Consider the following 13,813-nt stretch of genomic DNA (forward strand, 5'->3'; position numbering starts at 1 on the left):
GACAACGGAGTTGGAGTGACGTCATGCCCGAGCAGACCCTGTACGACCGCCTCGGCGGCATCTACGCGATCGCCGGGGCGGTCGACATCCTGGTCGACCGGCTCTTCGCGAACGCCTCGGTCAACGCGAACGAGGGGGTGCACGCCCACCACGGCGTGCCCGCCAACGCACCCGGCTACAAGTTCCTGGTGACCGCCTGGTCGGTCCAGGCCGCGGGCGGGCCGCCCTGCTACCCCGGCCTGGACATGGTGACGGCGCACGAGAACCTGGCCATCACCGACGAGCAGTTCGACGCCGTGGCCCTGGAGATCTCCTCCACGCTGAACTTCTGCGGGGTGCCCACGGCCGAGCACACCGAGTTCATGGAGATCATCGAGCGCTACCGGCCCGAGGTGGTGCGACAGCAGCCCTCGGCCGCCTGACCGGCCGGTCCCGGGGCGTGCCCGCCGCACCCCCGGGACCGGTCAGCGGCGGGCCGCGAGACGCACCAGGACCAGCGCGGGCCCGGACGGCGCGCGGCCCCGCCGCCACGCGGCGCGCAGGCGTCGCTGCAGGTCGGCGCCGCGCACCGGGACCGTGCGCAGGGTCCCGGCCGCGACCTCGGCCGCGACGGCCAGGCCGCTGATCACCGCGGGCCCGGCACCGCCCGCGACCGCGTTCTTGATCGCCGTCGTCGACCCGAGCTCCAGCACCGGCGGGGCGAGCGCCCCGAGCGCGCGCTCCAGGAACTCCCGGGTCCCCGATCCCGGCTCGCGCGCCACCAGCGGGGTCGTGGCGAGCTGCGCGGCCTCGACCGCGCGCCGGCGGGCCCAGGGGTGGTCCGGCGCGACGACGAGCGCCAGCCGGTCCCGGCCGACGACCTGCCCGTCGAGGTCCGCGGGCAGGTCGGGGCCCTCGACGAACCCCAGGTCGGCGTCGCCGGAGCGGACGTCGTCGACCACCTCGGCGGTGTTGTGCGAGGTCAGCGTGACCGCGGTGCCGGGCAGCTCGGCGCGCAGCGCCACCAGCCAGCGGGGCAGCAGGTACTCCGCGACCGTGAAGCTGGCGGCCACCCGCAGCCGGGCCGCCCGGTCCGTGCGCAGCGCGGCGACGCCCTCGTCGAGGGCGTGCGCGGCGTCCAGCACCGCCCGTGCCCGCTCGACCACGAGCGCGCCGTCCGGGGTGAGCCGGGTGCCGCGCGGCGACCGCTCCAGCAGGGTCAGCCCGAGCGCGGCCTCCAGCGTCCTGACCCGGGCGCTGACCGCGGCCTGGGAGATGCCGTGGGCCGCGGCGGCCCTGCCCATGCTCCCCAGGGTGGCGACCGAGACCAGCAGGTCGTAGGGCACCAGGTCGGCGACGCGCGGGGACAGGGTCACAACCTCCGATTGTGACTCCGCAACCCGGCGCCGGGTACCGGCGGGCCCCCGACCGGCCGACCGTGGAGGCATGACGACCCACCTCCGGCCCCCGGCCGCGGCCGCCCCGCAGGCGCCGCACGCGTTCGCCCGCCTCGGGCTGCTGCGCGAGCTCGACACCCCCGGCGACGCGGTCCGCTCGTTCGGGCCGAACTGGTTCGCCGCGGTGATGGGCACCGGGATCGTCGGCGGGGCGGCCGCGACGCTGCCGGTCCAGTCCCCGCTGCTGACCGCGTGGGCGACCGGGGTGTGGTGCCTGGCCTCGACGCTGCTGGTAGTGCTCGTGGCCGCGACGGTGGCGCACCGGGTGCGGTTCCCCGAGCGGGCCCGCGCGCACGCCGCGGACCCGGTGGCCGTGCAGTCCTACGGCGCGGTCGCCATGGCGCTCATGACGGTCGGCGCCGGCGCGGTCCAGTTCGGCCCGGCCGTGCTCGGCGCCCCGGCCGCCCTCCTGACCAGTGGAGCGCTGTGGCTGACCGGGACGGTGTTCGGGCTGGTCACCGCGGTCGGCGTGCCGTATCTCATGATCACCGGACACCGCATCGGACCGGACGCGGTGTCCCCCGCCTGGCTGCTGCCGGTGGTGCCCCCGATGGTGTCGGCCGCGGACGGTGCGCTGCTCGTCGTCCACCTGGCACCGGGCCCCGGCTGCACCACGCTGCTGCTCGCCTGCGTCGCGCTGTTCGGGATGAGCCTGTTCGCGACACTGGCCCTGCTCCCGCAGATCTGGCACCGGCTCGTCGTGCACGGCCCCGGCCCGGCGGCGGCCGTCCCCACCCTGTGGATCGTGCTCGGCCCGCTGGGCCAGTCGGTCACCGCGGCCGGCCTGCTGGCGGACGCCGCTCCGGGCAGCCTGCCGGAGCCCTACGCGTCCGCGGCCCCGGTGGTCGCGGTGGTCTACGGCGTCCCGGTCTGGGGGTTCGCGATGCTGTGGCTGGCGCTGGCGGCCGCGGTGACGCTGCGGGCCGCCCGTCGGGGCCTGCCGTTCACCCTGGGCTGGTGGAGCTTCACCTTCCCGGTGGGGACCTGTGTGACCGGCACCAACCTGCTGGTGGCACGGCTGGGGACGCCGGCGCTCGCCGTCGTCGCGGTGGGGCTGTACGCGCTGCTGGTGGTCGCCTGGCTCGTCGTCGCGACCCGCACCGTGCACGGCGCGCTCGTCCGCGGGAACCTGCTGGACCCCGCGTGAGGCGTCTCAGCGACGGGGGTCGCTCCGGTCGGGGGACCCGAGCAGGTCGAGCTGGTAGCCGTCGCGGGTGGCGAAGTCGGCCCGCAGCACGAAGCGGTCACCGCGCACCAGCGTGCGTCGCCACTCCACGGCGCGGCCCTTCGCGCTGCCCAGCCGCGACACCGAGAACGCGGCGGTCGACGGGCTCCCGCCCAGCAGCCGGTGCTCGGCCGGGGTGGGCAGGAGCGGCTGGATCGTCTCCTCGCCGCCGGTCGGGACGACGCCGCACAGCTCGGCGTAGCGCTGGTAGAGGGCGACGCCGGTGAAGTCGGCGTGCAGCAGGGGGGCGGCCAGGTCGTGGGGGAGCCACACCCGGTCCAGTGCGAGCGGCTCGCCCCCGGCCAGGCGCAGCCGTTCCAGGTGCACCAGGGGTGTCGACTCCTCCAGCCCGAGCCGCGCCGCGACGACGCCGTCGGCGCGCACGTCCAGGGCCCGCACGACGCTGCGTTGCTCCAGTCCCATCGCCCGCACGGACTCGTGGATGCTGTAGAGCGCACCCAGGCGCTGGGCGGTCTCCACCGGCGCCGCCTGGCGCGAGGGCCGGCCCCGCGTCCCGACCACGCGGCCCTCGTCGCGCAGCACCTTCACCGCCTGGCGGACGGTGTGCCTGCTGACGCCGTACTCCCGGCCCAGGGCGAGCTCTCCGGGGAAGCCGCGGGTGAAGGCGTCGGAGTCCAGCCGGCGACGCAGGTCCTCGAGCAGCTGTTCCCACAACAGCCGCCCCGGTTCGCGGCGGAGCACGGCCGGTCCCGGCCCCGGACCGCGCTCGGCGGCGCCCACCCCGTGACTGTACGGACCGGGCCGTCACCGGGCGGCGGGCGACCGGACCGGGGTCAGGCGACCGACCAGGTGCACGCACCCGTGAAGACGACCGACTCGCCGTCGAGGATCCGAGCGGCGGCCGGACCGTGCAGGACCCCGCGTGACACCTCGGTGCCGTCCGCTCCACTGCGGGTGTAGCCGCACTCCCGGCCCGGGCCGGGCCCGTCGGTGCTCCAGGTGCCCGGGACGAGGTCGAGTCCGGCCCGGTACACGCCCTCGACCGCCACCCGCACCGGGACGGGTGCGGGCCGGTGGACGGCGGTCGCCTCGGCCCGGTCGTCGCCGTGCACGAACGCCGCGGCCGGCACCGCGGGCACGACCAGTGCCAGCAGCACCCACGGCCAGAGCACGGTGCGCCGGCCCGCTGCGGCCCGCTCCGCGTAGTACCGCCCGTACGGTCCCGTGCCGTCCATCCACCCGCCTCACGTCCGACGTCGCTCTGGTGATCGAAGCGGATACCCGGGAGTGTTACGACCCGTCCCGGATCGTGGACGGTCCCACCGTCACCCGCCCGTGCTGGAATGGCCCGATGAGCACCGGCCGGACCTACGCGGGCGCGTCCGCGTACGACCGGGCCGAGGACCGTCGCCGACGGCTCCTCGACGCCGGGCTGCAGGTCCTCGGCACCGACGGCTACCGGGCGGCCACCGTGCGCCGGATCTGCCGGGAGGCACGCGTCGCCGACCGGTACTTCTACGAGTGCTTCGACGGCACCGAGGCGCTGCTGCTCGCCGTCTACGCCGGGTGCACCGCCCGGCTGCGCGACGCGGTGCCCCCCGCACTGGCCGCGGCGCCCGGCACCGACCCGCTCACGCTGGCCCGGGCCGGTCTCGACGCGTTCCTGCGGGTGGTGGAGGACGACCCGCGGCTCGCTCGGGTGGTCTGGTTCGAGGTGCTCGGAGTGAGCCCGGAGGTCGAGCGGATCTCGCTGGAGACCATGTCCGGCTTCGGACGGCTGCTCCTGGCGCTCACCGCGGACCACGGCGCCCCCTCCCCCACCGACGCCACCGACGCCACCGACGCCACCGCCACCCGGCTGCGCGCCGACGCCGTCATCGGCGGGATCAGCCACGTCGTCATGACCTGGACGACGAACGGCTTCGACCCGCCCCGGGAGCGGGTCACCGACGCGCTCGCCCTCTTCCCGGTGGGCGGCACCGGACTCGGATGACGCCCGTCACCCCGCCATGTGGAATCACGTGTCATCGGATTAGGGTCGCCGACCACACCCCGCTCGTGAGGAGCCGACGATGAAGTCCTTCACCGGTCGTACCGCCGCGATCACCGGAGCCGGCTCCGGCATCGGGCGCGCACTGGCCCTGCGCCTGGCGGGCGACGGATGCCACCTCGCCCTGGCCGACCGGGACGCGGCGGGCCTCGCCGGGACCGCCGCGCTGACCGGGCCGCAGGTGCGGGTCACCACCACCGAGCTCGACGTGGCCGACGAGAAGGCCGTGTACGGCTGGGCCGACGCGGTCGTCGCCGACCACGGCGCGGTGCACATGATCGTCAACAACGCCGGCGTCGCGCTGTCGGGCACCACCGGGGCGCTGTCCCTGGAGGACTACCGCTGGATCATGGACATCAACTTCTGGGGCGTGGTGTACGGGACCAAGGCGTTCCTGCCGCACATGGAGGCCGCGGGCACCGGCCACGTGGTCAACCTGTCGAGCATCTTCGGCGTCGCCGCGCAGCCCCTCATGAGCGGCTACAACGCGAGCAAGTACGCGGTGCGCGGGTTCACCGAGTCGTTGCGCCAGGACCTCGAGCTCACCGGGTCGCCGGTGTCCGCGACCTGCGTGCACCCCGGCGGCATCCGCACCAACATCGCGAAGGCCGCCCGGGTCGACGACAGCGTCGCCGCCGCCACCGGCCGCCCGGCCGCCGACGCCACGGCCGAGTTCGAGCGGATGCTCACCACCACCCCGGACCGGGCGGCGAAGACCATCCTGGACGGCGTGCGGCGCAACCAGCGCCGTGTCCTCATCGGACCGGACGCCTGGGCCATCGATTCCATGGTGCGGCTGCTCCCGACCACCTACCAGCGGATCGTCACCGGGGTCGTCCGCTCGCGCCGCGGGAGGGGCTGAGCCGGGGCGGCCGCCCCGATAGGGTCGTGGCGTCGGGTGATCCCCGGCACACGACCCGAGGAGCCCACCCATGAGCCCCGAGCAACCACCCGTCACCGCGTTCGGCCCGGACTTCCCCTTCCCCTACGACGACTGGCTCGCCCACCCGGCCGGTCTCGGCCGGGTCCCGCCGGAACTGCTGGGGAGCGAGGTCGTCGTCGTCGGGGCCGGGATCGCCGGGCTCGTCGCCGCGTACGAGCTGATGCGCATCGGGCTGCGACCGGTCGTGTACGAGTCCTCCCACCTGGGCGGACGGCTGCGCTCGCAACCCTTCGAGGGCGCCGACGGCATCGTGGCCGAGCTGGGCGGGATGCGGTTCCCGCGCTCGTCGACAGCGTTCCACCACTACGTCGACCTGCTCGGGCTGACGACCGCGCCCTTCCCGAACCCGCTGACCGAGGCCGCCGGCAGCACGGTGATCGACCTGCACGGGCGGACGTACTACGGCCGCACCCTGGCCGACCTGCCGCCGTTCTTCACCGAGATCGCCGACGCCTGGGCGAGCGCGCTGGAGGAGGGTGCGGGCTTCACCGACCTGCAGCAGGCGATCCGCGAGCGCGACACCGCGCGGGTCCGGGCGCTGTGGGCCGAGCTGGTCCCGGTGTGGGACGACCGCACGTTCTACGACTTCGTGTCCACCTCCAAGGCGTTCGCTGACCTGTCCTTCGCCCACCGCGAGGCGTTCGGACAGGTCGGCTTCGGGACCGGCGGCTGGGACTCCGACTTCCCGAACTCGATGCTGGAGATCCTGCGGGTGGTGCTAACCGGCTGCGACGACGACCAGCTGCTGGTCGTCGGCGGGGTCGAGCAGGTCCCGCAGGGGCTGTGGACGCGCACCCCCGAGGACCTCGTGCACTGGCCCGCCGGGACCAGCCTGTCGTCGCTGCACGGCGGGGGGACCCGGCCGGGCGTCGCGCGGCTGCACCGGCTCGACCCGGACACGATCCGCGTCACCGACGTCTACGGCGGCACCCGCGACGTGTCCGCCGTGCTCACCACCTGCCAGAGCTGGCTGCTCTCCACCCAGATCGACACCGACGAGTCGCTGTTCGGCCAGGAACTGTGGATGGCCCTGGACCGCACCCGCTACATGCAGTCGACCAAGACGTTCGTGATGGTCGACCGGCCGTTCTGGCGCGACGTCGACCCGGCGACCGGGCGCGAGGTCATGTCCACGACGCTGACCGACCGGCTCACCCGCAGCACCTACCTGTTCGACAACGGTCCGGACCGGCCCGGGGTGATCTGCCTGTCGTACTCGTGGATGAGCGACTCGCTGAAGATGCTGCCGTACCCGGTCGAGAAGCGGGTCGAGCTGGCGCTGGGCGCGCTGCGGAGGATCTATCCCACCGTCGACATCGGAGCACACGTGATCGGCGACCCGATCACGGTGACCTGGGAGTCCGACCCGCACAGTCTCGGCGCGTTCAAGGGCGCCCTGCCCGGTCACTACCGCTACAACCGGCGGATGTACTGCCACTTCGTGCAGGACGACCTGCCCGCCGCCGAACGCGGCATCTTCATGGCGGGCGACGACGTGTCGTGGACCCCGGCCTGGGCGGAGGGGGCGGTGCAGACCGCGCTGAACGCGGTCTGGGGGATCGTCGCGCACCTCGGCGGGTCCACCCCGCCGGAGAATCCCGGCCCCGGGGACCGGTTCGCCGAGCTCGCCCCGCCCGCGCTGCCCGACTGATGCGCGTCGCGCTGCTGCAGACCGCGTCCCGGCCGCGGGACGTGGCCGGGAACCTCGACCGGCTCGCCGAGGCGTGCGCCGGCGTGGACGCCGACCTGCTCGTCACCCCGGAGATGTTCCTGACCGGGTACGACATCGGCGCCGACGCGGTGGCCGAACTCGCCGAACCGGCGGACGGGCCGTCGGCGGCCGCGGTCGCCGAGATCGCCCGGTCCTCGGGGACCGCGGTGCTCTACGGCCACCCACGACGCGACGGCACCCGGGTCAGCAACGCCGTCGCGCTCGTCGGGCCGGACGGTACCCGGCTCGCCGGGTACCGCAAGACCCATCTGTTCGGGGAGCTGGACCGGGCCGGCTTCACCGCCTCGGACACCCCGCCCGCCGTCGTCACCTGGAACGGCTGGGGCCTGGGCCTGCTGATCTGCTACGACGTGGAGTTCCCCGAGACCGTCCGCGCGCTGGCCCTGGCCGGTGCCGACGCCGTGCTGGTGCCGACCGCGAACATGGCCGCCTACGACCACGTCCCCGAGGTGCTCGTACCGGCCCGGGCCCGGGAGAGCCAGGTGTACGTGGCCTACGCGAACTGGTGCGGCTCCGAGGGGTCGCTGACCTACGGCGGGCTGTCCTGCGTCGCCGGACCGGACGGTGCGGTGGTGCGGGCGGGTCGGGCCCCGGAGCTGCTGGTGGCCGAGCTGGACCGGGGGGCGCTCGCGGTGTCCCGGCGGGCGAACCCGTACCTGGCCGACCGACGTCCCGACCTCTACGGCTGAGACGACCCCGGCCGGGGGCCCGCCAGCAGGATCCACTCCAGCCGCCCGCCGGGCCCCGGCGCGAGCACCTCGACCCGGTGGGTGTGCCCGCGCGCCACGTGCACGGCCTCGTCCGCGGCGAGGTCCACCGTGGGCCCGCCGGATGCGACTCCCACCCGGGCCCGACCGGCGAGCACGACGAGCAGCCGGTCGCACGCCCCGGCCGGCGCGTGCCACGGCCCGGCGCCGCCGGCGAGCGCGAAACGTTCCAGCGCCAGGTCACCGTAGCCGTCGTCGCGGTCGACGAGCAGGCGGCGCGACACCGGGTCCGGTTCGGGAGGACGCCCGGGTCCCGGGTGCGTGCCGATCGCCGCGGCCATGCGAGTGCCTCCACTCATCTGAGCGGTCCGAACATCACCGAGTAGACGATCCAACGGCCACGACGTCAACATCAGCGACGGATACACCCGCTACGGTGCTCAGATGAGCGCTGACGACGGATTCGCCTGGGGTCCGGCCCGACGCGTGCTCGCGGCCGAGGTGGCCGAGCAGGTACTGGTGCACGGACGGTCGCGGATCGCGGTCGGCACCGAGCTGGGACTGAGCCGGTTCCAGGTCGCCCGGCTGCTCGACGCGGCCCGCGAGCACGGGCTGGTCCACGTCGCCGTCGACCCGGGACCCGACCTCGACGCCGCCCGGTCGGCCGCCGTCCGCACCGGATACGGGCTGCGGCGGGCCCTGGTCGCCCGCGGCGACGGTAACGACGGCGGGGTGCCCGCACTCGCCGCCGCACTGCTCGCCGAGACCGTCGGCACCGGTGACGTCCTGGGGCTGGCCTGGTCCCGGACGGTCAACGACGTCGTCGGGCTCCTCCCCCGGCTCGCGCGCTGCACCGTCGTGCAGCTGTGCGGGGCGTACTCGTTGCCCTGGCGGCGCGACGGTTCGGCCACCGCGGTGTTCCGGGCCGCCGCACTGTGCGGCGGCGACGCCTACCCGATGTACGCCCCCCTGCTCCTGCCCGACGCCGACACCGCCCGCGCGGTCCGGGCGCAGCCGGGCGTGGCCGACGCGCTGGCCCGCTGCGCCGCGCTGGACACGGCCGTGGTCGCGATCGGCGCGTGGCGGGCCGGGCACTCCACCGTGCACGACGTGCTGACCGCGCCCGAGCGACGACGGCTGGCCGAGGACGGAGCCGTCGGCGAGGTCGTCGGGCTGCTGGTCGACCGGGACGGCCGGGTCCTCGACAACGGTCCGGCGCACCAGCTCGTCGCCGCCGGGGAGGCGGACCTGCGCGCCGCGGACGACATGATCGCGCTGGTCAGGGACCCGGAGCGGGCCGCGGCCGCGGCCGCCGTGCTGCGCTCGGGTCTGGTCGACACCCTGGTGTGCGACGCGGCGACGGCCGACGCCCTGCTCGACGGGGGCACACCGTGATGCCCGTCCGGCGCCGACCGCTCACCAGGCGCCGGGCTCGACCTGCGCGGTCATGTCCCGCCACGCCACCGGCTCACCGCAGTGTGCGCAGCGCAGCCGTGGCTCGGCGGGGTGCCCGCAGCCGCGGTGCACCAGCCGGACCGGCGGGACGTCGACGGCGTACCGGTCGCCCCAGTTCATCAGCGCCACCAGCACCGGGTAGAGGTCGGCACCCTTGGCCGTGAGCCGGTACTCGTGCCGGACCGGACGCTCCTGGTAGGGCACGCGGTCGAGCACGCCCTGTTCCACCAGCACACGCAACCGGTCGTTGAGCACGTTGCTGCCGAGACCGAGCTTGTCGCGGAAGTGGTCGTAGCGGCGCTCGCCGCGGAAGCACTCGCGCAGGATCATCATCGTCCACCGCTCGCCGAGGACCGCCCAGGTGCGGGCCACCGAGCAGTACGCGGCACCGAGCTCGTCGTGCTTCACAGCGCCCGATACTAAGAGGTCATTTCAGAACGAGGTCGACGTGTCTGTTGTAGACGACAAGCGGCTATCTGACCTGCCGTTTGATCTGTCGTCGAGGGGTCAATGGAAACTCGACAAGTCGTTCTGAAACGACCTCTAAGAGCGGGCGGCGATTGATGGTTATCGGAGTCGACGGGTCGTGGGTCGGGTTGTCCAGCGGTAGCGGCTGCGGGCACGGTTGATCAGCCGGCGGATCACGGTGAGCGCGGCGGCGAGGTTGAGGTAGAACTCGACGATGATCTTCCGGCGATCGGTGAACCGGCGCAGCTTGCCGTAGCCGTTCATCCAGGAATGGGTGCGCTCGACCGGCCACCGCATACCGACCTGGATCGGGGCGGGCCGGCCCTTGGTGGCGATCTGTGCGTCGAACCCGAGTCGTTCGAGCAGATCGCGGGTCTTGCCTGAGTCATAGCCCCGGTCCAGGTGCAGGCACGGTCGCTCGGGCAGCGGCCCGATCATGTCGTAGATCCCGATCAGGGTCGGTTTCAGCAACGGCGAGTCGTGGTCATTGGCGCGGGCGCTGATCAGGTGCAGCGGGATCCCCGCACCGTCGCAGACCACGGAGCGTTTGGTGCCCTGTTTGCCCCGGTCGACCGGGTTACAGCCGGCGACCTCGCCACCGCAGGGAGCCTTGGTGATCGCTCCGTCGGCAGACAGATCGTCGAGGTCGAGACCGATCATCTAGTCATAGCCGGCCAGCGCGGCCCGAAGGACCTGCTCCCCGACGCCAGCGGCGGCCCACTGGGCGAGACGGCGGCGGATCGTGCGGTCCGAGCAGCCGGGGGTGGCAATGCGTTCGTAGCCGCTGCCGTGCACCAACGCCGCGAGCACGTGCTCGAACACCAGGCGGTCGGGGATACGGCGGCGGTGACATCCCCACGGATGGGCCGGGTCGAACTCCGGGCGCCGCTCTGCCTCGATCAGGGCAGCGAACTCGACCCAGAGGGGGTCGATCAGCGATTCTGGCAATAGAGGCACGGACTCTCCAGGCGACCATCAGGACATCAGCAATCCCATGATCACTTGCAGGTCCGTGTCTCTACCAACACCGACACACGGCCACCTCTACTGCCGGACGCTCTAAGAGGTCGCGCGGATTGGTTGGTGATCATGGACGTCGTGCAGGTCGGGCGTTCCAGCGGTGTGTGGTCCAGGCCTGCCGAATCAAGCTACGGAGTGTGACGATCGTGTCGGCGAGGTCGAAGAACGCGTCGACGACGATTTCTCGTCGTTCGTAGCAGCGCTGCAGCCGGTTGAAGCTGTTGTGCCAAGCGTTGGTCCGCTCGACGTGCCAGCGGCGGGTGGCCTGGATCGGCGCTTTCTCACCCTTGTGCGCGATCTCGCCGTGCAGGCCTCGTTCGGCCAGCGTGTCGCGGGTCTTGCCGGAGTCATAGCCGGCGTCGAGGTGCACGGTGATGTCGTCGGGCAGCGGGCCGAGAGCATCGAGGCGGTCGAGGGTGGGGCCCAGTAGCGGGGAGTCGTGCCGGTTGGCTCCGGCCAGGACTCGGCCCAGCGGGATGCCGTATCCCTCGACGAGCACCGAACGTTTCATACCCTGTTTGCGCCGGTCCACCGGCGACGGACCGGCGACCTCGCCGCCGCCGGGGGCCTTGGTGATGGCGCCATCGACGGCGATGTCGTGCAGCAGCAGACCGACGATGCGGTCGTAGGCGTCCAGGACGATCCGACGCAGCTGGGCGAAGACCCCGAGCCTGATCCACTCGTCACGACGATCGCGGATGGTGGTCGCCGAGCAGGTGCTGTCAGCGATGCCCTCATACGAGCAGCCGAACCGCAGTACCTGCAGGAGCTTGTCGAACACGATCCGATCCGCGATCCGGCGGCGATGGCAGCCCAGCGGATGGGTGGGATCGAACTCGTCTCGATGAGGCAGCAGCGCGGTGAACTGGTCCCACAACGGCTCGGTCAGCCATGATGGCAGGGTGGGCACGCGGCCTCCAGACGATCACGAAGCGTAGATAACTTCATGATCGGCAGGCCCGTACCCGCCCTCGCCCCCAGACACTCGACCGCGGCCAAGCTGTGACCAATCCGCGCGACCTCTAAGACACTTTTCGAGTCCAACGAGGTTGCAGGGGGCACGAGCGCCCCGTTATCGTCGAACTCGATTCGGGTCCCACCACGGAGGTCGACGATGCCCTACTACCGTTTCACCGTGCCGACCGGGAACGCGACGCTGGCCCGCCGCGCCGAGGTCGCCGCGGCGGTGACGAGGGTCCACAGCGAGGTCACCGGTGCCCCCGCCCGCTACGTGCACTGCACCTTCACCGAGGTCCCGCCCGGCAGCGTCTTCGTGGCCGGGGAGCCGGTGGAGGGCCCGCGGATGGTCGGCCTGATCCGCGAGGGCCGCTCGGCGGAGGTCCGCGCGCAGCTCCTGCACGGCATCGCCGACGCCTGGTGCGCGATCACCGGGGACGCGAAGGGCGACGTCGCGATCTTCCTGCACGAGGTTCCGGGCGCGAACGTCCTGGAGGACGGCGAGATCCTCCCCGAGGCGGCCGACGACCCGGTCGCCGCGCACGCCTGAGCACGCGTACCGGGCCGGTCCCCGCGGCACGGGGACCGGCCCGGCGCGGTCAGGCGCCGGTCGCGAGCCGGTTCTCCGCCGATGCCAGCGGGTCGTAGCTCGGCTCCATCAACATCTCGTGCAGGTGCCGCCGGCGCACGCCCATGTTGCCGCCGTCGTAGACGGGGAAGCACAGGACGTCCTGCATGATCCCGGCGATCGGGGTCTCGGTGGTGTAGGCGTCCACCCCGACCAGGCGCATCGCGTCGTAGACGACGTCGACCGACCGCTCCGAGGCGTAGATCTTCGTGATGTTGGCGAGCTCGCGGTCCTTGCCCCCGGTGCGGTCGAAGTGGTCGGCCGCCTTCCACGACAGGTAGCGGGTCGCCTCGATACGGATCTTGATGTCGGCGAGCATGTAGCCGGCGTTCTGGTACTCGATGACCGGGTGCGGGCCGGAGCGGCTGTCGGTCCTCGCGAACTCGTAGGCGTAGTCGAAGGCCGCCCGCATCCGCCCGACGCAGGCCGCGCCGATCGGCGCGCAGGTCCAGGTGAACGCGGTCTTCACCATCTCCATGCCGTCGCCAGGGCCACCGATCATGTTCGCCAGCGGGACCCGGACGTCGTGGAACTCGACCCGCGGCGAGTTGGTCGCGCGGTGACCGATGGTGTCGAGCATGCCGGTGATCTCCACCCCGGGCGTGCCCCGCTCCACCACGACGATCGCGAGCGACTCCTGCGGCGGCAGTGCGGGGTCGGTACGACAGACCACCGAGATGAGGTCGGCGCCGCGGCCGTCGAAGCCGGAGCCGTTGGTGGTGTAGTGCTTGGCGCCGTTGAGGACGATCTCGTCGCCCTCGATCCGGGCGAAGGTCTGGATACCGACCTTCGGGTCGGGCGAGTCGTAGTTCGCCCCACCGGTGACCTCGGTGTACGCGATCGCGGCGAGCTTGGGCTCGGACCCGCAGAACGCGGGCAGCCACCGCTGCTTCTGCTCCTCGGTACCGAAATGGACGATCGGGTGCAGCCCCAGGCCGGTGCCGAGGATCGCGGAGGCGACGTTGACGTCGACCCGGGCGATCTCCTCGACGGCGAGCACGAACTGCAGCGAGGTGAACTTGCCGCCGCCGTACTCGGCCGGGATGAGCGCCTTCACGAACCCGGCCTCGGCCATCTGCCGGTAGAACGGCTCGATGGCGTAGAACCGGTCCGCGGGCTGCGAATGCGGCGCGATCGCCGGCTCGACGCCGGTCAGGACGGTGTCGGCGAACTGCCGGGCCTGCTCGCGCAGGGCCAGCTGCTCGGCGTCGAGGGAGAAGTCCAGTGTCAT

General features: G+C 73.0%; 15 protein-coding genes and 1 pseudogene. 8 read left to right on the forward strand and 8 right to left on the reverse strand.

The features are described 5' to 3' along the window. Positions 1–23 precede the first annotated feature (23 nt). Positions 24–422: a group 1 truncated hemoglobin gene (locus tag KPF47_RS05135; protein ID WP_224387391.1), complete on the forward strand. Its 399-nt coding sequence runs from the start codon at positions 24–26 to the stop codon at positions 420–422. A gap of 42 nt (positions 423–464) precedes the next feature. Here KPF47_RS05135 and KPF47_RS05140 read toward each other — a convergent pair whose 3' ends face one another. Continuing rightward, positions 465–1,355, reverse strand: a complete 891-nt coding sequence (locus KPF47_RS05140) for a LysR family transcriptional regulator (protein ID WP_374108797.1) — start codon at positions 1,353–1,355, stop codon at positions 465–467. 70 nt (positions 1,356–1,425) lie between these two features. Here KPF47_RS05140 and KPF47_RS05145 point away from each other — a divergent pair, with 70 nt between their 5' ends. Then, complete coding sequence (locus tag KPF47_RS05145; RefSeq protein WP_224387392.1) at positions 1,426–2,583, forward strand: TDT family transporter; 1,158 nt, start codon at positions 1,426–1,428, stop codon at positions 2,581–2,583. A 6-nt stretch (positions 2,584–2,589) separates the two neighbouring features. Here KPF47_RS05145 and KPF47_RS05150 read toward each other — a convergent pair whose 3' ends face one another. Both KPF47_RS05150 and KPF47_RS05155 read right to left on the reverse strand, forming a co-directional pair. After that, on the reverse strand, positions 2,590–3,402 hold the full coding sequence (locus KPF47_RS05150; protein WP_224387393.1) for a GntR family transcriptional regulator: 813 nt from the start codon (positions 3,400–3,402) through the stop codon (positions 2,590–2,592). 53 nt (positions 3,403–3,455) lie between these two features. Then, on the reverse strand, positions 3,456–3,857 hold the full coding sequence (locus tag KPF47_RS05155; protein ID WP_224387394.1) for a hypothetical protein: 402 nt from the start codon (positions 3,855–3,857) through the stop codon (positions 3,456–3,458). Between the two features lie 116 nt (positions 3,858–3,973). On the opposite strand from KPF47_RS05155, the gene KPF47_RS05160 reads away from it, so the two are divergent. The 4 genes from KPF47_RS05160 (at position 3,974) to KPF47_RS05175 (ending at position 8,036) form a co-directional block, all read left to right on the forward strand. Next, entirely contained in the window at positions 3,974–4,615 is a 642-nt protein-coding gene (locus tag KPF47_RS05160; RefSeq protein ID WP_224387395.1) for a TetR/AcrR family transcriptional regulator, read from the forward strand. Positions 4,616–4,694: 79 nt separating this feature from the next. Beyond that, the gene (locus tag KPF47_RS05165) at positions 4,695–5,534 is read left to right on the forward strand and encodes an SDR family oxidoreductase (protein ID WP_224387396.1); all 840 of its coding nucleotides are present in this window, start codon (positions 4,695–4,697) and stop codon (positions 5,532–5,534) included. A gap of 70 nt (positions 5,535–5,604) precedes the next feature. After that, entirely contained in the window at positions 5,605–7,266 is a 1,662-nt protein-coding gene (locus tag KPF47_RS05170) for an NAD(P)/FAD-dependent oxidoreductase (RefSeq protein WP_224387397.1), read from the forward strand. After that, on the forward strand, positions 7,266–8,036 hold the full coding sequence (locus KPF47_RS05175; protein WP_224387398.1) for a carbon-nitrogen hydrolase family protein: 771 nt from the start codon (positions 7,266–7,268) through the stop codon (positions 8,034–8,036). The genes KPF47_RS05170 and KPF47_RS05175 overlap by 1 nt, the downstream gene beginning before the upstream one ends. Here KPF47_RS05175 and KPF47_RS05180 read toward each other — a convergent pair. Next, a complete protein-coding gene (locus KPF47_RS05180; RefSeq protein ID WP_224387399.1) occupies positions 8,027–8,395 on the reverse strand; it encodes a hypothetical protein in 369 nt (122 codons plus the stop codon). The genes KPF47_RS05175 and KPF47_RS05180 overlap by 10 nt on opposite strands. Before the next feature lie 103 nt (positions 8,396–8,498). On the opposite strand from KPF47_RS05180, the gene KPF47_RS05185 reads away from it, so the two are divergent. Next, positions 8,499–9,449: a sugar-binding transcriptional regulator gene (locus tag KPF47_RS05185; protein WP_224387400.1), complete on the forward strand. Its 951-nt coding sequence runs from the start codon at positions 8,499–8,501 to the stop codon at positions 9,447–9,449. 21 nt (positions 9,450–9,470) lie between these two features. On the opposite strand, the gene KPF47_RS05190 is transcribed toward KPF47_RS05185, so the two are convergent. From KPF47_RS05190 to KPF47_RS05200, 3 genes and pseudogenes are all read right to left on the reverse strand, one after another. Then, positions 9,471–9,917, reverse strand: coding sequence for a helix-turn-helix domain-containing protein (locus tag KPF47_RS05190; RefSeq protein WP_224387401.1), 447 nt, complete (start codon positions 9,915–9,917; stop codon positions 9,471–9,473). A gap of 159 nt (positions 9,918–10,076) precedes the next feature. Beyond that, positions 10,077–10,934 (reverse strand): annotated as a pseudogene (locus KPF47_RS05195) (IS5 family transposase). Positions 10,935–11,064: 130 nt separating this feature from the next. Beyond that, positions 11,065–11,907 carry an IS5 family transposase gene (locus tag KPF47_RS05200; RefSeq protein ID WP_224386276.1) on the reverse strand — a complete coding sequence of 281 codons (843 nt, stop codon included), beginning with the start codon at positions 11,905–11,907 and terminating at the stop codon, positions 11,065–11,067. A gap of 204 nt (positions 11,908–12,111) precedes the next feature. Here KPF47_RS05200 and KPF47_RS05205 point away from each other — a divergent pair, with 204 nt between their 5' ends. After that, complete coding sequence (locus tag KPF47_RS05205; RefSeq protein ID WP_224387402.1) at positions 12,112–12,504, forward strand: tautomerase family protein; 393 nt, start codon at positions 12,112–12,114, stop codon at positions 12,502–12,504. Between the two features lie 49 nt (positions 12,505–12,553). Here KPF47_RS05205 and KPF47_RS05210 read toward each other — a convergent pair whose 3' ends face one another. After that, positions 12,554–13,813 (reverse strand): acyl-CoA dehydrogenase family protein, encoded by a 1,260-nt coding sequence (locus KPF47_RS05210; RefSeq protein ID WP_224387403.1) that lies wholly within the window; start codon positions 13,811–13,813, stop codon positions 12,554–12,556.

The organism is Pseudonocardia sp. ICBG1293 (assembly GCF_020131355.1).
Classification (GTDB): Bacteria; Actinomycetota; Actinomycetes; order Mycobacteriales; family Pseudonocardiaceae; genus Pseudonocardia.

What these genes read in the sequence shown, in the direction of transcription:
- KPF47_RS05135 (WP_224387391.1), top strand. Translation starts at nt 24, where the DNA reads ATGCCCGAGCAGACCCTGTACGACCGCCTCGGCGGCATCTACGCGATC.
- KPF47_RS05145 (WP_224387392.1), top strand. Translation starts at nt 1,426, where the DNA reads ATGACGACCCACCTCCGGCCCCCGGCCGCGGCCGCCCCGCAGGCGCCG.
- KPF47_RS05155 (WP_224387394.1), bottom strand. Translation starts at nt 3,857, where the DNA reads ATGGACGGCACGGGACCGTACGGGCGGTACTACGCGGAGCGGGCCGCA.
- KPF47_RS05160 (WP_224387395.1), top strand. Translation starts at nt 3,974, where the DNA reads ATGAGCACCGGCCGGACCTACGCGGGCGCGTCCGCGTACGACCGGGCC.
- KPF47_RS05165 (WP_224387396.1), top strand. Translation starts at nt 4,695, where the DNA reads ATGAAGTCCTTCACCGGTCGTACCGCCGCGATCACCGGAGCCGGCTCC.
- KPF47_RS05170 (WP_224387397.1), top strand. Translation starts at nt 5,605, where the DNA reads ATGAGCCCCGAGCAACCACCCGTCACCGCGTTCGGCCCGGACTTCCCC.
- KPF47_RS05175 (WP_224387398.1), top strand. Translation starts at nt 7,266, where the DNA reads ATGCGCGTCGCGCTGCTGCAGACCGCGTCCCGGCCGCGGGACGTGGCC.
- KPF47_RS05180 (WP_224387399.1), bottom strand. Translation starts at nt 8,395, where the DNA reads ATGGCCGCGGCGATCGGCACGCACCCGGGACCCGGGCGTCCTCCCGAA.
- KPF47_RS05185 (WP_224387400.1), top strand. Translation starts at nt 8,499, where the DNA reads ATGAGCGCTGACGACGGATTCGCCTGGGGTCCGGCCCGACGCGTGCTC.
- KPF47_RS05205 (WP_224387402.1), top strand. Translation starts at nt 12,112, where the DNA reads ATGCCCTACTACCGTTTCACCGTGCCGACCGGGAACGCGACGCTGGCC.
- KPF47_RS05210 (WP_224387403.1), bottom strand. Translation starts at nt 13,813, where the DNA reads ATGACACTGGACTTCTCCCTCGACGCCGAGCAGCTGGCCCTGCGCGAG.